The 23,624-nt window shown below is 69.7% G+C and carries 16 protein-coding genes; 14 read left to right on the top strand and 2 right to left on the bottom strand.

What is annotated here, in order from left to right:
- Positions 1 to 65: 65 nt before the first annotated feature.
- A complete protein-coding gene (locus ACH492_RS20360; RefSeq protein WP_398988463.1) occupies positions 66 to 3,731 on the bottom strand; it encodes a LamG domain-containing protein in 3,666 nt (1,221 codons plus the stop codon).
- A 468-nt stretch (positions 3,732 to 4,199) separates the two neighbouring features.
- Between ACH492_RS20360 and ACH492_RS20355 the strand changes: the two genes are divergently transcribed.
- The 13 genes from ACH492_RS20355 to ACH492_RS20295 all read left to right on the top strand — a co-directional run bounded on the left by ACH492_RS20355 (position 4,200) and on the right by ACH492_RS20295 (position 22,064).
- Positions 4,200 to 5,360: an ROK family protein gene (locus ACH492_RS20355; protein WP_398988461.1), complete on the top strand. Its 1,161-nt coding sequence runs from the start codon at positions 4,200 to 4,202 to the stop codon at positions 5,358 to 5,360.
- Positions 5,361 to 5,506: 146 nt separating this feature from the next.
- A complete protein-coding gene (locus ACH492_RS20350) occupies positions 5,507 to 6,844 on the top strand; it encodes an ABC transporter substrate-binding protein (RefSeq protein WP_398988459.1) in 1,338 nt (445 codons plus the stop codon).
- A gap of 4 nt (positions 6,845 to 6,848) precedes the next feature.
- Positions 6,849 to 7,790, top strand: coding sequence for a carbohydrate ABC transporter permease (locus tag ACH492_RS20345; protein WP_398988457.1), 942 nt, complete (start codon positions 6,849 to 6,851; stop codon positions 7,788 to 7,790).
- 5 nt (positions 7,791 to 7,795) lie between these two features.
- Positions 7,796 to 8,707 (top strand): carbohydrate ABC transporter permease, encoded by a 912-nt coding sequence (locus ACH492_RS20340; RefSeq protein WP_398988455.1) that lies wholly within the window; start codon positions 7,796 to 7,798, stop codon positions 8,705 to 8,707.
- A 7-nt stretch (positions 8,708 to 8,714) separates the two neighbouring features.
- On the top strand, positions 8,715 to 9,980 hold the full coding sequence (locus tag ACH492_RS20335) for a 6-phospho-beta-glucosidase (RefSeq protein ID WP_398988453.1): 1,266 nt from the start codon (positions 8,715 to 8,717) through the stop codon (positions 9,978 to 9,980).
- A complete protein-coding gene (locus ACH492_RS20330) occupies positions 9,977 to 11,032 on the top strand; it encodes an N-acetylglucosamine kinase (RefSeq protein ID WP_398989188.1) in 1,056 nt (351 codons plus the stop codon). Before ACH492_RS20335 ends, ACH492_RS20330 begins: the two co-directional genes overlap by 4 nt.
- A 331-nt stretch (positions 11,033 to 11,363) precedes the next feature.
- The gene (locus tag ACH492_RS20325) at positions 11,364 to 12,767 is read left to right on the top strand and encodes a hypothetical protein (RefSeq protein ID WP_398988451.1); all 1,404 of its coding nucleotides are present in this window, start codon (positions 11,364 to 11,366) and stop codon (positions 12,765 to 12,767) included.
- Between the two features lie 11 nt (positions 12,768 to 12,778).
- The gene (locus ACH492_RS20320) at positions 12,779 to 13,789 is read left to right on the top strand and encodes a glutamate ABC transporter substrate-binding protein (RefSeq protein ID WP_398988449.1); all 1,011 of its coding nucleotides are present in this window, start codon (positions 12,779 to 12,781) and stop codon (positions 13,787 to 13,789) included.
- 77 nt (positions 13,790 to 13,866) lie between these two features.
- A complete protein-coding gene (locus tag ACH492_RS20315; RefSeq protein WP_398988447.1) occupies positions 13,867 to 15,207 on the top strand; it encodes a hypothetical protein in 1,341 nt (446 codons plus the stop codon).
- Between the two features lie 50 nt (positions 15,208 to 15,257).
- Positions 15,258 to 17,906, top strand: coding sequence for a tetratricopeptide repeat protein (locus ACH492_RS20310; protein WP_398989186.1), 2,649 nt, complete (start codon positions 15,258 to 15,260; stop codon positions 17,904 to 17,906).
- A 3-nt stretch (positions 17,907 to 17,909) separates the two neighbouring features.
- Positions 17,910 to 19,292, top strand: a complete 1,383-nt coding sequence (locus ACH492_RS20305) for a PP2C family serine/threonine-protein phosphatase (RefSeq protein WP_398988445.1) — start codon at positions 17,910 to 17,912, stop codon at positions 19,290 to 19,292.
- Positions 19,293 to 19,395: 103 nt separating this feature from the next.
- A complete protein-coding gene (locus ACH492_RS20300; protein ID WP_398988443.1) occupies positions 19,396 to 20,754 on the top strand; it encodes a VWA domain-containing protein in 1,359 nt (452 codons plus the stop codon).
- Positions 20,755 to 20,828: 74 nt separating this feature from the next.
- Positions 20,829 to 22,064, top strand: a complete 1,236-nt coding sequence (locus ACH492_RS20295; protein ID WP_398988441.1) for an FHA domain-containing protein — start codon at positions 20,829 to 20,831, stop codon at positions 22,062 to 22,064.
- Between the two features lie 53 nt (positions 22,065 to 22,117).
- On the opposite strand, the gene ACH492_RS20290 is transcribed toward ACH492_RS20295, so the two are convergent.
- Positions 22,118 to 23,104, bottom strand: a complete 987-nt coding sequence (locus tag ACH492_RS20290; protein WP_398988439.1) for a methyltransferase domain-containing protein — start codon at positions 23,102 to 23,104, stop codon at positions 22,118 to 22,120.
- 99 nt (positions 23,105 to 23,203) lie between these two features.
- On the opposite strand from ACH492_RS20290, the gene ACH492_RS20285 reads away from it, so the two are divergent.
- Complete coding sequence (locus ACH492_RS20285) at positions 23,204 to 23,608, top strand: globin (protein WP_398988437.1); 405 nt, start codon at positions 23,204 to 23,206, stop codon at positions 23,606 to 23,608.
- Positions 23,609 to 23,624: the final 16 nt, after the last annotated feature.

Genomic DNA, 23,624 nt, shown 5'->3' with positions numbered 1-23,624 from the left:
GTGTTGAGTGCAGGGATTGGGCTGGGCACGGGGCAACCCGCGGGGCTACCCAGGCCGGAGTGCGGCTACTCGTCGCCGGGATTGCCCAGAACCCTGGAGTTGACCTGGTCCGCGGTCATCGCCCCGGTCCAGAGGCGCATCTCGCGCAGGGCTCCGGGCAGGGCATGCCCAGTAACACCCATCGCAGGTCCGCGACCTGCGGAGAGCGCACCGCTCCCTTGCATCGTCGTCGTGAAGGACGCGTTGCCTTCTTCAGCCTGCTTGGCAGTGTTGACGTAGAGGCGAGTGCTGCCTTGCCCGGTGCCGTCTGGCCCGGCAGCATCGAACACGCCGGTGACTTGGACCCATGTGCCCAGCTCCGCAGATTCATCGGAGGGTACCGACGCCGTCTCAGTCACCTTGCCGCTGGCGTCAGTGGCAGTGCGCCCGAAGCGCCACAGGTAACCCTCCTCAGCGACCTTCTCGACCCACAGTGCCCAAGAAGACTCGCCACCGGCTGGGGCTGCCTGTCCCAAGACGTAGGCGCGGGAGCCCACTGGGCTGGCGGCCAGTTTGGCGTTGTCCAGCCTCACGCTGGCAGTAGCCGTGAACGATGCGGTCTCGTCCAGGACGGGTCCAGTGGCGGAGGCGTACCCCTTGCTTCCGTCGAGCACCAGTGTGGTCCCGTCGTCGGCGGCACTCAGTTGGGCGCCTTCGGCCGAAAGCTTCAAGCCCGGCTTCGCGTAGCCACTGCGCTCCGTGACCTCAGTGCCCGAAGACCGGGATGCATCCCAGTACGCCATGAGTTCGGTAGCTGGTCCTGTGTCCTCCTGCAGCCGGGACTCCTCCCGTACCAGGTCCGGGTTGAGCGCTCCCTGCCACACAGCAACCTCGTCCAGGTACCCGCGGAAGTACTGCTGGTAGGTACCGGTGCTCTTGGTCCGGCCGATCTGCAGCCCGTCGGAGGACGTCCACGGCTCGTACGCCGCCGCGCCCTGGCTGAGGTTGACCGGATCGCCCTGCTGGCGACCGTTGACGAACAGCTGAATGGTGTCGTCCGCCGCGTCCGTCGTCTTCTGAGTGTTGAAGACGCCGGTCAGGTGCGTCCAGACACGGGTAGGGGGATTGATCGTGTTCCCCCAGGAGATGACATCCGGTGTTGTGCTCTTGTCCTCGGCACCGCGGTTGAAGGCCCACTTCTTGTAGCCGGACGAGTAGTACAGCGTGAACGCGCTGTCCTGGTCGCCGGGGGCGGAAAGCACCACGTGATTCGCGCTGGTGTCGGTCAGGTACACCCACGCAGAGACCGTGAACGAATCCTTCGTATTCACCGCGGGCCCGGTCGTGGCGGCATAAGCCTGCTGCTTGGCCGGATCCGCGCTGCTCAAGTCCAACGAGTAGTCGCCACTGCCCCGTCTGGCCCGCTCAGACCATGTCGCCCCGCCGTTCAGCGTCGCGTCATGCCGCACAGCGCCCTCGGTCGCCGTGTCTTTCGTAGTCGTCACGGTTACTTCGTCCGGGCGGTCAGCGAGCTGCCAGCGCCCCACAGCGCCTTCACCGGGCTTTACCTTGAATTCAAACTCTTGAGGCTCGCCCCAGCGCTCCCGCACATCCTTGGCCTCTACGGTCAGCACCTGAATGCCGGCCAAAGTAGGCTCCACTGGCTGTGGCGGTGGTGCCTCGCCCTCGACCTCGTGAGGCCCGGTCTCCGTCAGCAGCCGCCAGCGGTAACCCGTGATGTCTGACTTCTGCGTGACTGGATCAATGTCTGCGGTGTTCGGACGGAAGGTGAACCCTCCGGCCTCGCTCGGACCGCCCATGCCCTCGCACGCGTTGGCGGTGCACTCCGAGTACTTGCCGTCGCTCGTGATCTGCGGGGACTTGGGAGCGGTGGTGTCGGTTCTGAAGTGGCACCACGGTGTCGCACCCGACGACATGAACGACGTTGTTCCCTCATGAGTCCAGTAGGACCGCGTCTGCATCCGAACCCGATACAGGATCTGATCTGCCCGGTTCGTCATCTGGATCGTTTCCAGGTAACCGTCAGGACGGTAGCTGGGCGATAGGCCGTCCCATGTATGGATCCAGTTCTTCGTCACCGGGTCCTGCCGCTCGGCGTAGAAATAGGCCCGCAGGGACCCCTTGAACCCATTGGACGCCGGCGGCACCAGTGTCTGTGTGCCGGCCTGCACCTTCGGGGTGGCGATGGTGACGGTCAGTGGGTCGTTCAACGGCCTGCAGAGAGGTGTTTTGCCGTTCCCGGGGATCATTCCGTACGGGGTCGGCAAGCCCGGCTTGGGCACGTAGTTGATCTGCAACTCGGCATTGTCGTCGAACCGCTTCCAGGCGTCCGGATTGCCCTCGTCCTGCGCGCGCAGCATCAACGTCAACCGCGCGAACTTTCCGTCGGCGAAGGCCCGCACCGTGGACGTCAGATTCTCGTCGCTCTCTGCCGGGTTGTCGTTGAACTCGACCCAGCTGTCCGGCTGTTCGGGGCTGCAGTTAGTGCCCCGTCCTGCGGACACATTGACGTCGCCCATCTTGTCCAGATGCGCAGGCCCCGGCCAGCTGCTGCCCTCGGAGATGTTGTTCGTGCGCCACAGATCCACCTGATGCGCACTGCAGGAGAACGACCAGGTCTCGTACGCACGGAAGTCCGCGTCCACCACGTACTTGCCCGCCAGATTGGTAGACGCGAACTCGAAGTACATACGGTTCGTGTAGTCCGTGCCGCAGAACCACGGACCCAGACGGCTGCAGTTGCCCACGCCCTCGTCGCCGTCGAAGTCCCAGAACCGGTCTCCGTCCGACGAGAGCACAGTGCGCTCTTGCAGGGCCGCGCCCATCGGCGGGTCGATGAAGACCGGGTAGACCGTCTCCTCGCCCCGGAGCAGCTCCAGATCCGGCGTGACCGCGACGGCGCTGCCGTCCAGTTGCACTGGCAGCTCCGCAGTAGCGTCACCCTCACCCGGCCGACTGAGGTCCTCCGGCTCCGGCTCCTCGGCCACACTCGCCGCGCTCATCGCACGCATCAACTGCGGCCGGGCGCCGCCCTCGTCGCCCGCCGAGTCCCACATCACCCCGGCCGGTCCCGTGAAGACCGCGTTGCCGTCCGCATCGATCGCGCGCAAACCTCCGCCCGCACCCGCCGCAATGTCCAGGCCATCGCCCTTGGCGGTCAGCTTGATCCGCTCCAGCTCAGGGTTGGCAGCCGCCTCAGCCGACTTGACCACCAGCACCTCGCGGTAGCCTTCAGCCGTCGCCGTCAGCTTCAGGTCGACGCCCTTGAAGACCTCCGGGTAGGTGGCGGTGGCCCCCGACAGCTGCGGCTCCGGCAAGGCCGCCGGCCAGCCCAGCGACATCGAACCCCGCTTGCCACCGAGGCTGATCATGGGGTCGGCGCTGCCGCCCCCGGAGAAGGAGAGGTCGACCGCCGCGGACTTCGGGCCGACCATGCCGTCCGCGCGGCGCTCCAGCGTGACGTCGATGCCGCGCCACGAGCCGTCCTTGGCGCGGGCCCGCTGGGGCCGGGTGGACTGCGTCAGTGTGAAGGTGCCGTCCGGGTTCGCCATTGTGGTCGCGTACTCAGTGCGCTCCTCGACCACCTCGACAGGCTCACCCGAGGCTGCGGCGTCGGCGGACGCCGACTGTTCTGCGGTCCTCCGCGCATCAGCCGCATGTATAGGCGCTGCCGCGAACGCGGGCGCCGACGTTGAGCCCATCAATAGCCCGCAGGCCAACGTCACGATCACCGAGCGTCTGCCGCCCAGAGCACGCCAAGACATAGCTCCCCCGCCCCAGGGCCTCCCCAGACCCATCACAAAGAGCTGATCAGGTGAAGATCAGTCGGGGCAGCTTAGGCACACCTAGATGTCCATGACAATCAAAATCAGCCGTAAAGCCTTAGGTCATGCAAGAGCCTGACCCCACCCCGGAACGGCTCAGACCAGCACAGACACAACCAAAAGGCCCCGCCGCGAGTGGCGTCGACTGACATCCAGGCAGGTAACGCTTTGACTGCCTAGAACGCGCTGGCCATTGACGTCCGCCTGACGTGCGGCTTACTTTCCTCTCACCGAATAGGAAACTTTCCTAACAGTGCATTGGGGAAGTGGGCAGCCGAAGGGCAGGTGGACCCCGTCGTGGCCGGAACCACACCCAGTACCCCGGGTACTCCCGGAACCCCCGGAACACCGGGAACCCCGCGCGTCCTGCGCGCCATGAACGACCGGGCCGCGCTCGACCTGCTGCTCGAACACGGGCCCCTCTCCCGGACGAAGATAGGGAAGCTCACCGGCCTCTCCAAGCCCACCGCCTCCCAGCTGCTCGCCCGGCTCGAGGCCGCCGGCCTCGTCGTCGCCACCGGTACCACCGAGGGGCGGCCCGGGCCCAACGCCCAGCTGTACGCCGTCAACGCGCGGGCCGCCTTCGCCGCCGGGCTCGATGTGACCCCGCAGCGCATCCGCGCCGCCGTCGCCGACATCACCGGCGCCACCGTCGGCGAGTTCGAGCTGCAGACCCCCGGGCGGCGTGCCGAGAGTGTCGTACGGCAGGTCACCGAGGCGCTCGACGGGGCGGTGAAGGCCGCCGGGGTCACCCGCTCCGACGTGCACCGTCTGGTCATCGGGACGCCCGGCGCCTTCGACCCCTCCACCGGGCGGCTGCGGTACGCATCACATCTCCCCGGCTGGCACTCCCCCACCCTCCTCGACGAGCTGGCCGCCGTGCTGCCGATGCCCGTCGAGTACGAGAACGACGTCAACCTGGCCGCGGTCGCCGAGCAGCGCCTCGGCGCCGCGCGCGGGCATGAGAACTTCGTGCTGCTGTGGAACGAGGAAGGCCTCGGCGCCGCCCTCGTCATCGGCGGCCGGCTGCACCGGGGCCTCACCGGCGGCGCCGGCGAGGTCGGCTTTCTGCCGGTGCCCGGTACCCCCCTCGTACGCCAGGTGACCAAGGCGAACAGCGGCGGCTTCCAGGAACTGGCCGGTGCCCAGGCGCTGCCGCGGCTGGCGCGCGGGCTCGGGATCGAGGGCGTCGGGCACGGCCCGCACGCCGAGGTCGCCTCCGCGCTGGTCTCCCGGGCGGTCGGCGCCGACTCGGGTCCGTACCGCGAGCTTCTCGACGCGTACGCGACGGGGCTTGCGACCGGTCTCGCCTCCATGGTCGCCGTGCTCGACCCCGAACTCGTCGTCCTGTCCGGCGATGTGATCACCGCCGGCGGCGAGCCGCTGCGCGAACGCGTGCAGGCGGAGCTCACCGAACTCGCAGCGTCACGGCCGCGCCTTGTGCTCGGTTCCGTACGTGAACACCCGGTCCTGCGCGGGGCGTTGGAGAGCGCCCTGGTCACCACACGGGACGAGATCTTCGACACCTCCCGCTGAGAGACCACTGAGAGACCGCTGAGCGACCGCCGCGAGACCACTGAGCAACCGCCGAGACCGCTGACAGACCGCCGAGACCGCTGAGAGACCGCTGAGAGACCCGCGCAATCCCCTGCCACCTCGACCCGTCACAGGGAGACCCCGCCATGTCCACACGCACCCGGAACACGGCCGCCGCGCTCGCCGCCACCGCCGCGATATCCCTCCTCGCCTCGGCCTGTACGGGGTCGAGCGACACCGCCGCGAACGACGACCCCAAAGCCAAGACCACCATCACCTTCTGGCACGGCTGGTCCGCGCCCAGCGAGGTCAAGGCGATCCAGGACAACGTCGCGCGCTTCGAGAAGGAGCACGCGAACATCAAGGTCAAGGTCGTCGGCAATATGACCGACGACAAGATCAACCAGGCGCTGCGGGCGGGTGGTTCGAACGCCCCGGACGTCGTCTCGTCGTTCACGACCGACAGCGTCGGTAAGTTCTGCGCTTCCGGTGCGTTCGTGGATCTGAAGCCGTTCCTGGACAAGTCGAAGATCGACCCGGCCAAGGTCTTCCACAAGCCGCTGCTGGACTACACCCAGTTCGACGGCAACCAGTGCTCGCTGCCGCTCCTCAATGACGCGTACGGCCTCTACTACAACAAGGACGCGTTCAAGGCGGCCGGGATCACCGCCCCGCCGAAGACCTGGAGCGAGTTCGAGAAGGTCGCCGAGAAGCTGACCAAGTCCAAGGGCGACAGCTACTCGCAGCTCGGCTTCATGCCGAACTACCACGGCTACGAGACGACTCCGATGCACTACGTCTCGCAGTGGGGCCCGACCTACTTCGACGCCGACGGCAAGTCCAACATCGTCAAGGACCCGGCGTTCTCGAAGATGCTGACCTTCCAGAAGGGCCTGGTCGAGAAGTTGGGCGGCTTCGCCAAGCTGGAGAAGTACCGCAACACCTTCGGTGACGAGTGGGGCGCCAAGCACCCCTTCCACACCGGTCAGGTCGCCATGCAGCTGGACGGCGAATGGCGGCTCGGCATGGCCAAGGACGCGAAGGCGAAGTTCGAGATCGGCACGGCGCCGCTGCCCGTCGCCGACGACCAGGCCGCCGACTACGGCAAGGGCTACCTCTCCGGCACGATCATGGGCATCGCCTCCACCAGCAAGAAGCAGAACGCCGCGTGGGAGCTGGTGAAGTACATGACCACGGACACCGCCGCGGTGGTGGCCTTCGCCAACGGCATCCACAACGTGCCCTCCACGATCGAGGCGCTCAAGTCGCCGCAGCTGAAGATCGACCCGGAGTTCAAGACCTTCATCGACATCGCGCAGCACCCGAAGTCCAGCACCACCCCGGCCAACGTCGACGGCGGCGCGTACCAGGTCACCTTCCAGGACTTCGGCTACCAGTACGAGGCGGGAAAGGTGAGCGACCTGAAGGCCGGTCTGGAGAAGACCGCGCAGCAGATCGACACGGACATCGCGAAGGCGAAGTAGCACCGTGACGACGCACACTCTGCGGTCGAAGCGTCATCGCTCGACGCTTCGTACCGCGGCCTTCATGTCGCCCTGGCTGATCGGCTTCAGCGTCTTCTTCGCCTACCCGCTGATCTCCACCATCTACTTCTCCTTCATGAAGTACGACGGCTTCCGGCCGCCCGTCTTCAACGGCCTGGACAACTGGACGTACGTCTTCAGCGAGTACCGGATGTTCTGGCCGGCTCTGCAGAACACCCTGTGGCTGGTGCTGGTGATGGTCACCTGCCGGGTCGTCTTCGGCCTCGGTATCGGGCTACTGATCACCAGGATCAGGACGGGCGCGGGAGTCTTCCGCACCCTGTTCTATCTGCCGTATCTGGCGCCGCCGGTCGCGGCGACGCTCGCCTTCGTCTTCCTGCTCAACCCCGGTACGGGACCGGTCAATTCGATCCTCGACTCGATCGGGCTGCCCACCCCCGGCTGGTTCACCGATCCCGCCTGGTCCAAGCCGGCGCTCACCGCGCTCGCCCTGTGGGGCATCGGCGACCTGATGGTGATCTTCATGGCGGCGCTGCTGGATGTGCCGAACGAGCAGTACGAGGCGGCGGAGCTGGACGGCGCGACCGCCTGGCAGCGCTTCCGGTTCGTCACCCTGCCGAACATCTCGCCGATCGTGATGTTCGCCATCGTCACCGGCGTGATCCAGACGATGCAGTACTACACGCAGCCGCTGGTGGCCGGAAAGGTCGCCTCCGGAATCATCGGCGGCAGCGGGCAGCAGTTCGAGCCCGGCTACCCCGAGAAGTCGACGCTGACGCTGCCGCAGCTCATCTACAACCTCGGCTTCCAGCGCTTCGACTACGGGTCCGCCGCTGTCATCGCGCTCGTTCTGTTCGTGCTCTCCATGGTCTTCACCGCGTTTCTGATGCGACGGCGCGGCGGCCTGATGCAGGCAGGTGGGTGACCGCCATGACTCAAGTACTCGACAAGCCCGGCCGGCGCGGAAAGCCTGCCGCGCCGCCGACCGCCGCTTCCCAGGCCGGGCGCACGGCGCGCCGCAAGGCGCTGCTGCACTGGATCGCCGTGCACTCGCTGGGCATCGCGGCCGCGCTCTTCTTCGTGCTGCCGTTCGTCTTCGTCGTCCTCACCTCGCTGATGAGCGACCAGCAGACGCTCACCCGCGATCTCGTCCCGGCGACGTGGGAGTGGGGCAACTACACCCGGGTCCTGGATACCCCCGGCTTCCTGACCTGGTGGAAGAACACCCTGCTGTACGCGGGTCTCGGCACCGTCCTGACCGTCGTGTCGTCCATCCCGGTGGCCTACGCGCTCGCCAAGTTCCGCTTCCGCGGCCGCAATCTGTCGATGATGCTCGTCATCTCGATGATGATGCTGCCGCCCCAGGTGATCATCATCCCGATGTATCTGTTCTGGGCGAAGCAGCTGGACCTGGCAGGCACGCTCTGGCCGCTGATCATCCCGATGGCGTTCGGCGATGCGTTCTCGATCTTCTTGCTGCGGCAGTTCCTGCTCACCATTCCCAATGAGTACCTGGACGCGGCGAAGGTCGACGGCTGCGGTGAACTGCGCACGCTGATCAAGGTGGTGCTGCCGATGGCCAAGCCGGGCATCGCCGCTGTCGCGCTCTTCCAGTTCTTCTACGCGTGGAACGACTACTTCGGCCCGCAGATCTACGCATCGGAGAACCCGGCGGCGTGGACTCTGAGCTACGGCCTGGAGTCGTTCAAGGGCGCGCACCACACGGACTGGAATCTGACCATGGCCGCGACCGTCCTGGTCATGGCCCCCGTGATCCTCGTCTTCTTCTTCGCCCAGAAGGCGTTCGTCGAGGGCGTCACACTGACCGGAGTGAAGGGCTGATGCACATATGAAGCTCGCAGTCGTGGGTGGTGGATCCACCTACACCCCTGAGTTGATCGACGGCTTCGCCCGGCTGAGGGACACCCTCCCGATCAGTGAACTGGTGCTCATCGACCCCGCGGCCGACCGCCTCGAGCTGGTCGGCGGCCTGGCGCGGCGGATCTTCGCCAAGCAGGGTCACGACGGAAAGATCGTCACCACCTCCGACGTGGACGCGGGCGTCGCGGACGCCGACGCGGTGCTGCTGCAGCTGCGCGTGGGCGGGCAGGCGGCCCGGAACGAGGACGAGACCTGGCCGCTGGAGTGCGGCTGCGTCGGGCAGGAGACGACGGGCGCGGGCGGGCTCGCCAAGGCTCTGCGGACCGTCCCGGTCGTCCTCGACATCGCCGAGCGGGTGCGGCGTACCAACCCTGATGCCTGGATCATCGACTTCACCAACCCGGTGGGCATCGTGACCCGGGCGCTGCTGCAGGCCGGGCACAAGGCCGTCGGGCTGTGCAATGTCGCCATCGGCTTCCAGCGCAAGTTCGCGAGGCTTCTCGAAGTAGCCCCGTCCGACATCCACTTGAACCATGTGGGCCTCAACCACCTGACGTGGGAGACGGGTGTGCGTATCGGCGGGCCCGACGGCGTGGATCTGCTCCCGAAGCTGCTGGCCGACCACGGCGACGCGATCGCGGACGATCTGCGGCTGCCGCGCCAGGTGCTGGACCGGCTCGGTGTCGTCCCCTCGTACTACCTGCGCTACTTCTACGCGCACGACGACGTCGTACGCGAGCTGAGGACCAAGCCGTCCAGGGCCGCAGAGGTCGCGGAGATGGAGAGGCACCTGCTCAAGATGTACGGCGACCCTGCGCTGGACAGCAAGCCGGAGCTGCTCGCCAAGCGCGGCGGCGCCTTCTACTCGGAGGCTGCCGTGGACCTCGCGGCCTCGCTGCTGGGCGGGGGCGGCAGCTCGGTGCAGGTGGTGAACACGTACAACAAGGGCACGCTGTCCTTCCTGCCGGACGACGCCGTGATCGAGGTGCAGGCGCGCGTCGACGGCAGCGGCACCACGCCGCTCGCCGTGCCCGAACTCGACCCGCTGTACGCGGGGTTGATCGCCAATGTGACGGCGTACGAGGACCTGGCGCTGGAGGCCGCCCTGCGCGGCGGCCGCGACCGAGTCTTCAAGGCGCTGCTGTCGCATCCGCTGATCGGCCAGTACGAGTACGCCGAGCCGCTCACCGACAAGCTGATCGCGCACAACCGGGAGCACCTCGCGTGGGCATGACCGCACGTGGCGTCCTGGCCATCGACGCCGGTAACAGCAAGACCGACGTCGCGGTGGTCGCGGCCGACGGGACCGTCCTCGGCAAGGCCCGCGGCGGGGGGTTCCAGCCGCCGGCCGTCGGCATCGAGGCGGCTGTCGACGCCCTGGGCCGTACGGTCGCTGCCGCCGCGACCGCGGCCGGTGTGACCACGGGCGGCGTCACCACGGGCGGCCTCACCGCGGACGGTGTCACCGCGGACGGCGTCACCGCGGACGGCGTCACCGCGCTCGCCGAGCCGTTCGTCGCGCATGTCTCGGCCTGCCTGGCCAACGCCGATCTCCCGGCCGAGGAGCGGGAGTTGGCGGCCGCGGTGCAGGCGCGCGGCTGGGGGCTCACGACCGAGGTGCGCAATGACACGTTCGCCATCCTGCGGGCGGGCGTGGATGAGCCACGGGGGGTCGCGGTGGTGTGCGGCGCGGGCATCAACTGCGTCGGCATGCTGCCGGACGGCCGTACGGCGCGCTTCCCCGCGATCGGCCGGATCTCCGGCGACTGGGGCGGCGGCGCGTGGCTCGCGGAGGAGGCGCTGTGGTTCGCGGCGCGGGCGGAGGACGGACGCGGCGAGCCGACCGCCCTGGCCCGTACGCTGCCCGCGCACTTCGGCCTGGACTCCATGTACGCCCTGATCGAGGCGCTGCACCTGCGGCGGATCCCCGCGGCGCGCAAGCACGAGCTGACGCCGGTCCTCTTCGCCACCAGCGCGGAGGGCGATGCGGTCGCCCGCTCGGTGGTGCACCGGCTGGCCGAGGAGGTCGTCGCCCTGTCCACGGTGGCGCTGGCGCGGCTGGATCTGCTCGACGAGGAGGCGCCGGTGCTGCTGGGCGGCAGCGTCCTCGCGGCCAGGCACCCGGAGTTGGACGAGCACATCGGCAAGCTGCTCGCGGCCAAGGCGCCCAAAGCGGTGATCGAGGTGGTGACGGCACCGCCGGTGCTCGGCGCGGCCCTGCTGGGCATGGACCACATCGGGGCCTCGCCCGAGGTCCGTGCCAGGCTGCGCGCGCACTACGCGTAGCCGCTGCGTCTCCAATCGCCGGACGGGCTGACGTCACGCCCGTCCGGCGATTGGCCATGCCCGACATCCGTGCCGCCCGACATCCGTGCCGCCCGACATCCCCGCTGACCAACATCCCTGCAACGGGAACCGATCAAGGTGCTGAAGCGTATTCATGGTGGGGAGAATGGCGGGGGAGACGGGGGCATGACGGATCCTGTAATTGCTGCGATAGGACAAGATCCAGTCAATCCTGCTGTGTATGTCAGTCACTGCGGCCATACTGCTGGCCGGGGGACGTCCCCCGACCCGCCGGGGGCGGGCCGACGTCAGCGACCGAGGGGGAGGTCACGTGACATACCCGCCGACTGTGCGCACCGCGCCCCAATCGGCTCCGACGCATGCGCCGGCACAGCCACCGGCCACGCCGCCCGCCACGCCGCCCTCCCACCGCGGCGCCTGGGCCGAGGGCAAGAAGCGGCTGCGCACGGCGGCGACGACCGAGCCGGGGCGGCTGCAGATCATCGGGGCCGTTCTGGCGGCGCTGGTGGTGGCGTTCGGCGCGGTGACGGCGTTCGAGATCTCCGACCGGGCATCCGCGGCCGACGATGTGGTGAGCCGGAGTCAGCCGCTGAGCGCGGACGCCGCGTCCATCTACCGCTCGCTGGCCGACGCGGACACAGCGGCCTCCAGTGGCTTCCTGGCCGGCGCCGAGGAGCCCCGCGCTGCCCGTGAGCGGTACCAGAAGGACATCGCGCTCGCTTCCCGGCTGCTGGTCAAGGCCGCGGCGAACACAGACAGTTCGAGCGAGTCGGGCCGCCAGATAGCTGCCCTCAACGAGCAGCTCCCCCGCTACACCGGCGTGATCGAGACGGCCCGCTCCTACAACCGGCAGGGCCTGCCCCTCGGCGGCGCGTATCTGCGGTTCGCGAACGCGCAGATGACCCGGGATCTGCTGCCCGCCGCCCAGAAGCTGTACGACGCGGAGACGGCCCGACTCGACCGGGACGACGACAACGCCCGCTTCTGGCCGGTCTTCTCGCTCGCAGTGGGAGTGGTCGCGCTGGCTGCCTTGGTGTGGGCGCAGCGCCGCAACTACCAGCGGACGAACAGGGTGTTCAACCACGGCCTGCTCGCCGCCACGGCCGCGGCCGCCGTCGTCCTGTTGTGGCTGGCCGTGGGACACACGGTGGCCCGCGCCGAGCTGAACGACGCCGAGGCGCACGGCCAGAAGTCGCTCAAGGTGCTCAACGACGCGCGGATCAGCTCCCTGAAGGCGCGGGCGAATGAGAACCTGACGCTCGTCGCGCGGGGCGCGGTGCTCACCGACGACGGCAAGAGCGACAAGTACGAAACGGACTACACCACGGGCATGAAGAAGCTCGGCGACCGGCTGAGCGAGGCGCAGAAGCTCGCCGACGACAAGGAAGGTCTCGGCCCCGTCGAGGCCGCCGTCAAGGGCGTGTCCGAGTGGAAGGTCCGGCACGCCAGCGCCAGCACCACCGACAAGGCCGGTGACTACGAAGGCGCGCTGGACAAGGTCATCGGGCCCAAGGTCTCCACCGGCCAGTCCTTCGACCAGGTGGACGACGCGCTGGCGACAGCGCTCGCGCATGAGCAGCGCGAGTTCACCCGCGCCGCCGAGGACGGGCGCGGCGCGCTGACCGGGCTGCCGGTCGGCGCCGCGGCACTGGCAGTGCTGGGTGCGGCGGGCGCCCTGCTCGGTATCAACCGCAGGCTTTCGGAGTACCGGTGAGAGGAGGAGCGATGACGGACCTGAGGACCAGGTTCCGCGGCTGGGGCGGCGTCGCGGGGATGGCCGCTGCCTGTGCGCTGACTGCCGCCGTCACGCTGCTGCCGCTGTCCCACGGCGGCGCGGACGCCCTCGGCTCCGGCCTGGACGGCCAGAGCGCCGCCTCGGCGACGCCGGCCAAGGCCGACAGCTGCACGGAACCGGAGCGCTCCCTGTCGCCGTCAGCGGCGAACGGACCGAACATCGACGCGATCGTGGCGCGGGGCAAGCTGATCGTCGGCGTCGACCAGAACAGCTACCGCTGGGGCTACCGCAATCCGGCCACCGGCGGCCTCGAAGGCTTCGACATCGATCTCGCCCGGGCGATCGCCCAGGACATCCTCGGCAAGCCGGACGCCATCATCTTCCGTGCCATCCCGACCAATCAGCGCATACCCGCGCTGAACAACGGCACGGTGGACATCGTCGTACGCACGATGACGATCAACTGCGCCCGGATCAAGCAGGTCGCCTTCTCGACCGCGTACTTCCAAGCGGGCCAGCAGGTCCTCGCCTCCAAGGGCTCGTCCATCACCGGATACGACAAGTCCCTCGCCGGGAAGAAGGTCTGCACGGCGGAGGGCTCGACGGCGTACGACGCGCTGGAGAAGGACTCCTTCGGCGCCACGTTCAAGGACAAGCACGACGGGCAGCCGGGGGACGAGGACGTGCTCACCGTGTCCAACCAGCTGGACTGCCTGGTGCGGCTCCAGCAGGGCCTCGTCGACGCGATCGTGACGGACAACGCGCTCGCGGCCGGCCAGGCGGCGCAGGACCCGGCGGTCGAGCTCAAGGGCGGCAAGCCCTTCACCACCGAGTACTACGGCGTGGCCACCAAGCTCGGCAAGGACGACCTGGTGCGCCGGGTGAACAAGGTGCTTGACGAGTACCGCAAGGGCGCCTGGACGGAGGCGTACAAAAAATGGCTGGTGGCCGATCTCCCCGGAATAACCGGGCCACCGGCGCCGAAGTACCGCGCCGGCTGAGACAGTCGGAGCTGAACGAGCTGACTGGCTGAACAACTAGTCCTCCAAGGAACACGGGAAGAGCAGAGAGGTGATCGATGGGCGCGGCGGGACCCTCCCCCAGCTCCGCGGGGGGACCCCCAGGCCCGGTGATGGACCGGGACGAGGTGGACCGTGCGCTGGCGCGGCTCGGCGCGGAGCACGAGGCGATCGAGACCTCGCTCCTCGCCCTGCAGGACCATGCCGGCCGCAGACTCCTCGAAGGCGCCGAGCTGACAGGCGTCACCAAGGACCGCTGGGCCTCTGCCGAGCAGGCGATCAGCCTGCTGTGGGAGTACTTCGACGCGTACACCGCCGCCCTGAACGACACCCGTGAGCTGCGCGCCAGGCGTCGCTGGCCGAACCGCGAGGACCTGGTGGAGCTGACCGACCGGCTGCGCGGCCGCAGCGTCACGATCGCCAGCTCGGCCACCCACACGGCACCCTCGATCACCGGACCCGCCAAGCTCTCCCAGCAGTTCACGCTCGAAGAGCTGGTCGCCAGGATGAACGAGCTGTACGCGGGCTCGCTGGACATGGTGGTGACGGCCGACTCGGTGTGGTCGGCGCTGCCCGCCCGGATAGATCTGCTCTCCGCCGAGCTGCAGCGCACCCGCTCACTCGCGCACTCCGTCGGCGTACGGCCCGGGGAGCACCCGGCCGGCGACGAGCTGGAGTCGATCACCCATGAACTGTCCACGCTGCGCGCCCAGGTGATCTCCGATCCGCTCGCCTTCTGGCGGCCCGCGCTCGGCAGTTCGGCACCCGGCGGCGGCCGCCCCGACACCGACCGCTACGACCGTGCGGCGCGCGCACTCGAAGACATCCGCCGGGAGATCGAGGCCGTGCTCCGGGTCCGGCAGGACTCCGAGGAGCGGCTGATCCGGCTGCGCGACGTGCTGTCGCGCGCCGACCGTACGCTGACCGAGGCCCGGTCAGCGCGAGGCGAGGTGCTGGCCAAGATCGCCGCCTCCGAGGTGCCCGCGGTCAGCGGCCCGCCGACCGCGCTGCAGGAGCGGCTCGCCACCGCCGCCGAGTACCGCAGGCACTCACAGTGGCACCGGCTCTCGCCGCTGCTCGAATCCCTGGAGCGCGAGGCGGAGGACGAACTGCTGCGCGCCCGTGAGTCTTTGACGGCCGTCACCGCCCCGCTCGCGGTCCGCGCCGAGCTGCGCGGCCGTCTCGACGCGTACAAGGCGAAAGTGGCCCGGCACGGGATGGCGGAGGATCCACTGCTGATCGAGCGGTACGACGCCGCCCGCCGGATGCTGTGGAGCGCGCCGTGCGATCTGCGCGTCGCCGAGCAGGCGGTGCTGCGTTATCAGCAGGCCGCCGCCGAAGTCCTTGTCCCGAGACAGCCGGGACCGTCCGGGCTCAATGACCGCAGGGGGGATTCGTGAGCGAGACCAAGAACTGCCAGCGTCCCGGCTGTGAGGGCTCGTACGAGGACATGGGCGGCGGTGAGCTGTACTGCAACACGTGCGGTCTCGCGCCCGTCGTCGCGTCCAACGGGATGGTGTCCTCTCAGCCCACCGGCATCACGGGCGGCGGCCGGGACTCCGGCTCCGGGCGGAGCAGTTCGCGCTCGTCGCGGGCCTCGTCGCGCTCGTCGACCTCGCGCCGTTCCGTCTCCGGGCGGCTTTCGCGCTCGCTGTCCGGGAGCAGCACCTCGTCCCGGTCGGTCTCGGTGCGCAGCTCCGGCAGCTCCACAGGCGCGTCAGGCCGCAACCGGCTGGGCGCGGGCCTGGTTTCCGTGCCCGACGTACCGCGCCCCGAGCCGCGTACCGCGGTGATGGAAAACCCCGAGGTACCCGAGCGCAAGCGGTTCTGTTCGCGCTCCGACTGCGGGGCCCCGGTGGGGCGGTCGCGCGGGGAGCGTCCCGGGCGTACGGAAGGGTTCTGCACCAAGTGCGGCCACCCGTACTCCTTTGTACCCAAGCTCACCGGCGGCGACATCGTGCACGGGCAGTACGAAGTGGTGGGCTGCCTCGCCCACGGCGGCCTGGGCTGGGTCTATCTGGCGGTGGACCGCGCGGTATCGGACCGGTGGGTGGTGCTCAAGGGCCTGCTGGACACGGGCGACCAGGACGCGATGGCCGCGGCGATCTCGGAGCGCCGCTTCCTCGCGGAGATCGAGCACTCCAACATCGTCCGGATCTACAACTTCGTGGAGCATCTCGACCAGCGCACCGGCTCGCTCGACGGCTACATCGTCATGGAGTACGTCGGCGGCAAATCGCTGAAGGAGATCGCCAACGAACGGCGCGACCCGGGGGGCAAGCGCGATCCGCTGCCGGTCGATCAGGCGTGTGCGTACGGCATCGAGGCGCTGGAGGCGCTCGGGCATCTGCACAGCAGGAACCTCCTGTACTGCGACTTCAAGGTCGACAACGCCATCCAGCAGCAGGACCAGCTCAAGCTCATCGACATGGGCGCGGTCCGCAGGATGGACGACGACGAGTCGGCGATCTACGGCACGGTCGGGTACCAGGCCCCGGAGGTCGGCGAGGTCGGCCCTTCCGTCGCCTCCGACCTCTACACCGTCGCGCGCACGCTGGCCGTGCTGACCTTCGACTTCCAGGGCTACACGAATGTGTTCGTGGACTCCCTGCCGGACCCGGAGAACATCAAGGTCTTCCAGACGTACGAGTCCTTCTACCGGCTGCTGGTACGGGCGACGGACCCGGACCCGGCGCGTCGGTTCGCCTCGGCGCAGGAGATGGCGGAGCAGCTGACGGGTGTGCTCAGAGAGGTCGTCGCGATCCAGACGGGCCGCCCGCGCCCTGCGCTGTCGACGCTCTTCGGAACTGAACTGCGGGTCACGGACACGCAGTTGTTCGCGGAACTGACGGAGGACGTCTCGCAGCTGGGCGGGCGTACGTCGGCGCCCTCGGGCCGCGGCCGCGGCAAGCGCTCCGCAGCGGCAAACGGCTCGGCCGCGGTGGGCGGCCCGGCGGTGGGCGGCGGCCCGGCCGCGCACCCCTGGGGCGCCGGGGCTCCGGCCGGCGGTGCTGGGAACGCCGGTGGCATGCCGGTGCCGAGTACCGGTCCGGGGCAACCGGGTGCCGGGTACCCGGGCGGTGGAGCGGCCAATGCCTACGCCGCACCGATCCCCGCGCCCCGCTCCGCCGAACTCGCCTCCGCTCCCCCGAACCTCGCCCTCGCCCCGCATCTCGCCGTGCTCGACTGCCGGGCGACCTCGCTCGCCCTGCCCGTGCCGCGCGTCGACCCGAGCGACCCCAACGCCGGTTTCCTCGCCGGTCTGATGGCTTCCGCGCCCGCCGAGCTCATCGCCGCGCTCCACTCCGCGTCCGCGGCCTCCCCGGAGACCCGGCTGCGCGAGCTGCGCGCCCGCCTGGAGATGGGGGAACTGGACTCCGCCACCAGGGCTCTCGCCACCCTGGAGAGCCAGCACCCCGACGACTGGCGGGTCGTCTGGTACCGCGGCCTCACCTCGCTGGTGACCGGGGACAACGAGGTCGCGGCGCTCTCCTTCGACGCGATCTACGACGCGTTCCCCGGCGAGCCCGCGCCCAAGCTGGCGCTCGGCGTCTGCGCCGAGGTGCTCGGCCAGCTGGACAACGCCGCGGAGTACTACCGCCTGGTGTGGACGACCGACCCGAGCTATGTCAGCGCCGCGTTCGGCCTGGCCCGGGTGCAGCTCGCGGCGGGCGACCGGCCCGGAGCCGTACGGACGCTGGAGTCGGTGCCGGAGTCGTCGATCCACTACACGGCCGCGCGAGTGGCCGCCGTACGGGCGAGGCTGCGGCGACGCGCCGCGCACGACCCGCTGATCGACGACCTGTCGGCGGCCGCCGCGCAGGTGGACGCCCTGAAGGACTTCGGTCTGGACGCGGTGCGCCGCGCGCAGTTGTCCACAGAAGTACTCGGCACGGCCCTCGACTGGGTACTCTCCGGTAGTCCCGGAGCCCCGCCGTCCGGACAGAGCGTGCTGCTCGGCAGCGAACTGGACGAGCGCGGCCTGCGCTTCGGGCTGGAACGCTCCTACCGGGTGCTCGCCCGGCTCGCCCAGCGTGGCGAGGAGCGGATAGACCTGGTGGAGCGGGCGAACCGCTTCCGCCCCAGGACGTGGGTGTGATTGATGGCCTCGCAGATTGACCAGCCGGCCGCCGGGTCGACATGCCCAAGCTGCGCCGAGCCGCTGGAAACGGGTGACCTTTTCTGCGGTGCGTGCGGATACGACCTTTCCGTCGTTCCCGCGCCGCCGGACGACCACCCGACCATGGCCATCGGCACGCCCGTCGAGTGGCCGTCGGCGACCGCGACGGACAGCTCGGGCATGCCCCCGTCGGCGCACCTGCCCGGAGATCTGCCGGGCACGGACTCGGGCGGCGGCCCGCTGCCCGCCTCCGCCGTGCGTTACGACGACCCGCCCGCCTCACCGTACGCCTCACCACCCGTCTCGCCCACGGCCCCGCCCAATGCGTCCTCCAGCGGCGACTTCGAGCTGCCCGCGCCCGCCGCGGGCAGCGCCGTCGCCGCCGACCCGCGCGCCGTGGACCCGATCACCACCCCCGAATCCGGCACCAAACTCTGTGTGGCCTGCCGCGCCGGCCATGTCGACACCGACGGGTACTGCGAGAACTGCGGCCACGCCCAGCCCCGCGAGCGCGACCACATGGAGCAGGAGCTCGGCTCGGTCGCCGCCGTCAGCGACCGCGGGCTGCGCCACCACCGCAACGAGGACTCGTTCGCGGTGTCGTCCACCGCCCTGCCCGACGGCTCGCCCGCCGTCGTCGCGATCGTCTGCGACGGGGTGTCGTCGGCGACCCGCCCCGACGAGGCCTCCGAGGCCGCCGCGAGCGCAGCCAATGAGCTGCTGCTCGAGACGCTGCCACGCGGCACCCACCCCCAGCAGGCCATGCACGAGGCGATCGTCGCGGCCTCCGAGGCGGTCAACTCCCTTGCCAGGGAGCCCGGTGAGGGCGAGGCGATGGAGCACGACTCGCACCGCCACCAGAACGCGCCGGCCTGCACGATCGTCGGCGCCGTGGCGGCCGGCGGCCTGCTGGTCGTCGGCTGGGTCGGCGACAGCCGCGCCTATTGGGTGCCGGACGACCGCAGCGGCCCGCCCGCCCGGCTCACCGAGGACGACTCCTGGGCCGCCCAGATGGTGGCGGCCGGCCTGATGAGCGAGGCGGAGGCGTACGCCGACGAGCGCGCCCATGCCATCACGGGCTGGCTCGGAGCCGATGCGTACGAACTGGAGCCGCACACCGCCTCGTTCAAGCCGGACCGTTCCGGCGTGGTCGTGGTCTGCACGGACGGCCTGTGGAACTACGCGGAGGGCGCCGAGGACATGGCACAGGCGATCCCGGTCGACGCGGCGGGCCGCCCGCTGCACAGCGCGCAGGTTCTGGTCGGCCACGCACTCGACGGCGGGGGCCACGACAACGTAACAGTGGCCGTCCTGCCGTTCGCCGTGCCGCACCAAGGGGCAGGATCGGCCTACAACCGGGCTTGAGCCCCCTTATGTCCGCCGAGTGGATGCTTGTCGCCGCCTGTCACCGCTTGCCGGACCTTCCTGTCATTTCTCTGCCCGAGTGGAGCCTCAAGGAGCCAATCAGATGGCCAATTTCTCCAAGTCACAAGTGCCGCAGTTCTCCGTCGAGGTGTATCAGAACGAATATCTTCCGGAGGGCGGCCGCGAGGTGAACGGGATCGTCACCGTCACCTCCACCGGAGGCGGCACCAGTGGCGGGGCACCGCTCGCGGGCGCTACGCGCTCACCTGCGTACATACCGGGACAGGCGCCGAGTGCCGCCGTTGTGATCATGGTCGACTGTTCCGGCTCGATGGACTATCCGCCGACCAAGATGCGCAACGCCCGTGATGCCACGGCCGCCGCCATCGACACGCTGCGCGACGGCGTCGCCTTCGCGGTGGTCGCGGGCACGCATGTGGCGAACGAGGTCTATCCGGGCGACGGCCGGCTCGCGGTCGCCGATCCGGGGACCCGCGGCCAGGCCAAAGAAGCGCTGCGGCGTCTCACCGCGGGCGGGGGCACCGCGATCGGCACCTGGCTCCGTCTCGCCGACCGGCTGCTCGCAAGCTCCGATGTCACCATCCGGCACGGCATCCTGCTCACCGACGGCCGTAACGAGCACGAGTCGCCGGAGGATCTGCGGGCCACCCTCGAAGCCGGCGCGGGCCGCTTCACGTGCGACGCCCGCGGCGTCGGCACCGACTGGGAGGTCAAGGAGGTCACCGGCATCGCCTCCGCGCTGCTCGGCACGGCGGACATCGTCGCCAACCCGGCAGAGCTGGCCGCGGACTTCACCAGCATGATGGAGAACGCGATGGGCAAGGAGGTCGCGGATGTGGCGCTGCGGCTGTGGACGCCCGTCGGCGTGGAGATCAAGTTCGTCAAGCAAGTGGCGCCGACGGTCGAGGAGTTGACCGGACGGCGTACGGAAGCCGGCCCGCGGGCCGGCGACTATCCAACCGGCTCCTGGGGCGACGAGTCCCGCGACTACCACGTGTGCGTGCAGGTCCCGGAGGCCGGGATCGGCCAGGAGATGCTGGCGGCCCGGGTATCGCTGATCATTCCGGCCGCGGACGGCGGGGCTCCGCAGGTGCTGTCGCAGGGTCTCGTACGGGCGGTGTGGACGGACGACATGGTGGCGTCCACCTCGATCAACCCGCAGGTCGCGCACTACACAGGCCAGGCCGAACTGGCACAAGTCATCCAACAGGGGCTTGACGCCCGCAAGTCGGGTGATTATGACGGTGCGACCGCGAAGCTCGGCCGTGCGGTGCAACTCGCGGCGGACTCGGGCAACGAGGACACAGCGAAACTCCTTTCGAAGGTGGTGGACGTCGTCGATGCCGCGACAGGTACTGTGCGACTGAAGGCGAAGGTCGCGGAGGCTGACGAGATGACGCTCGAAACGCGCTCCACCAAGACGGTTCGTGTGAAGAAGTAGCCGGCACAAAGGCCGACAGAAACACAGAAGTGAAACGGCCCTCGGGCCGGACGAGGAGAGGGGGAAGCGCCGACATGCCGACCTGCCCGAACGGACACCAGTCGGGTTCCGACGACTGGTGCGAGGTCTGTGGCCACCGCATGGCCGGTCCTGGCGCTCCCGCGGGTGCCGTTCCGCCGCCGCCTCCCCCGCCGTCGGCCTACGGCTACCCGGGCCCCGGCGACCCGAACGCCACCGCCCAGGCCGAGCTCTGCCCGCAGTGCCGCACCCCGCGCGAGGCCATGGCCCCGTTCTGCGAGGAGTGCCGGTACAACTTCCTCACGCACACGGCCACGTCGTACACCCCGGTGGCCCCGTCCCAGCAGCAGCCGTCCGGGCTGAACCTCCCGCCGGGCTTCCAGTCACAGCCCGCGCCCGCGCCGCCGCCTCCTCCTGTGCCGCAGCAGCCCGATCCGTACGACTACCAGGGCTCGCGGCCCTCGCAGATGAACCGGCCGGCCGAGCCGCTGATGAACGACCCGTCGGCGCCGCAGCAGCCGCAGTCGTACCTGCAGCAGGGGCCGCCGCCCCCGCCGCCGTCCTTCCAGCAGCCGCAGCAGAGCCCGCACGGCCCGCCCCCGCCGTCCTTCCAGCAGCCGTCGGCGCCGGCCGTGCCGCAGCAACCCCAGCAGACGGGCGGCGGGGACGACTGGATGCTGTCCCCGCCCTCGCAGCAGCCGCAGGCACCCCAGGCGCCGCAGCAGCCCCAGGCGTTCCAGCAGCCGCCACAGGCGTTCCAGCAGCAGATGCCGCAGCAGTACGCCCAGCAGCCCGGTCCGCCGCCTGGCCAGCAGCAGGGGCAGCCGGGTCAGCCCCAGGGGCAGCCCGGTCCGCAGCAGCCCCCGCAGTACCAGACCCAGGCTCCGGCGGGCTGGACGGCCGTCATAGCGCCCGACCGTGAGTACTTCCTCGCGATGATGCAGCGCAGCGGCCCCGACGCCAGCGGCCTCAACCTGCCCGCGTACTCCCCCGAGCAGCACCTCCCGCTCGGCGGCAACCAGATCACGATCGGCCGCCGCCGGCACTCCACCGGCGAGTCCCCCGACATCGACCTGTCCGTCCCGCCGGAGGACCCGGGCGTCTCGCACCAGCACGCGGTGCTGGTCCAGCAGCCCGACGGCTCCTGGGCCGTCGTCGACCAGAACTCCACCAACGGCACCACGCTCAACGGCGCGGAGGAGCCGATCCAGCCCTATGTCCCGATCCCGCTGAACGACGGCGACCGGGTCCACGTCGGCGCCTGGACGACCATCACCATCCGCCGGGGCTAGCCTCCGCCTGTAGACGCGTCTGGCCCCGCCCGCCAAACAGTCGGCAAGGACAGTCAGCTGGACGGATGCCCGAGCGGCCACGCGTAGGGCCCCTCGGGGTCGTCCAGCCAGGCCCACTGGTGCTGCCCGCTGACCGTGACCCCGAACCGGTCCCGCTGCGGGCGCCGCTCCCGCTCCCACAGCGAGAGCGCCTCGTGCGGATCGAGGCTGCCCGCGGTCAGCGTCAACAGGAAGCGGAAGAGATCGTTCTCGACCGCGCGCCTCGGCAGCCCGCCGATGTGCCCCTCCCGGGCGAGCACGCCGCCTCGCAGCGGCACGAAGTACGCGGATGTCCGCAGGAAGTGCCCCTCCGCGGTCCGGCCGCGGCTGTCGTCGCGCACCCGCAGCGCGATCAGCCCGGTGGAGAGCGGGGCCAGGATCCGCGCGCCCGGCCGGCACTGCGGCAGCCAGTCGAACGGCACGGACGACAGCGTGCAGGTCGCGATGATGCGGTCGAAGGGCGCGCGCTGCGGGCAGCCGCGCGCCCCGTCGCCAGTGATCACAGCCGGTTGGTAGCCCGCGGACGCCAGATGCGTACGCGCGGACTCGGTGATCTCCGGGTCCACGTCGACAGTCGTCACCAACTCGTCGCCGAGTCGGTGCGCGAGCAGCGCCGCGTTGAAGCCGGTGCCCGCGCCGATCTCGAGGACGGTGTGCCCGTCCCGTACCTCCAGCTCCTCGAGCATCATGGCCATCAGCGAGGGCTGGCTGCTGGAGGAGATCAGTTCGCCGTCACGCACCCGGGTGGCGAGCGGCCCGTCCGTGTAGGCGCCTCGCAGCCACTGGTTCCGCCGCACGGGATCGGGGTCCTCGCACCACAGACGCTCGTACGCGCCGCCCCGGACCACGAAGTAGTACGGCACGAACAGATGCCGCGGCACCTCCTCGAACGCCGCCCGCCAGGCCGGATCGGTAAGCCCGCCCTCTGCCACGATCACCCGCACCAGCGACCGCCGCGCCTCGGCGGCCGGCTCGGCATACTGCTCCAGATCCACACCCATGCATCCACTGTCCTGCGGCGCCGCGCCTGAGGCGAGCACCCGTTCGTGGATGGTCCTAGGGCCTCGGTCCTCGGCCGGTGAATCTGAGACGATGGTCAGGTGAAAGAGATTCCGCGCGGCACGCTTCAGGAGCAGACCTTCTACGAGCAGGTCGGCGGCGAGGAGACCTTCCGGCGCCTCGTCCACCGCTTCTACCAGGGCGTCGCCGCGGATCCGCAGCTGCGGCCGATGTACCCGGAGGAGGACCTGGGTCCGGCCGAGGAGCGGCTCACGCTGTTCCTGATCCAGTACTGGGGCGGGCCCCGCACCTACAGCGACAACCGCGGCCACCCGCGGCTGCGGATGCGGCACGCACCGTTCACCGTCGACCGGGCCGCGCACGACGCCTGGCTGAAGCACATGCGTACCGCCGTCGACGAGCTGGGCCTGTCCGAGGAGCACGAGCGGACGCTCTGGAACTACCTCACATACGCCGCGGCCTCCATGCTGAACACCGCGGACTGATCAGCATCGGAACCTG

It is taken from the genome of Streptomyces sp. NPDC019443, from assembly GCF_044389785.1.
Lineage (GTDB): Bacteria > Actinomycetota > Actinomycetes > Streptomycetales > Streptomycetaceae > Streptomyces.
This window is presented reverse-complemented; position numbering and strand designations above follow the sequence as displayed.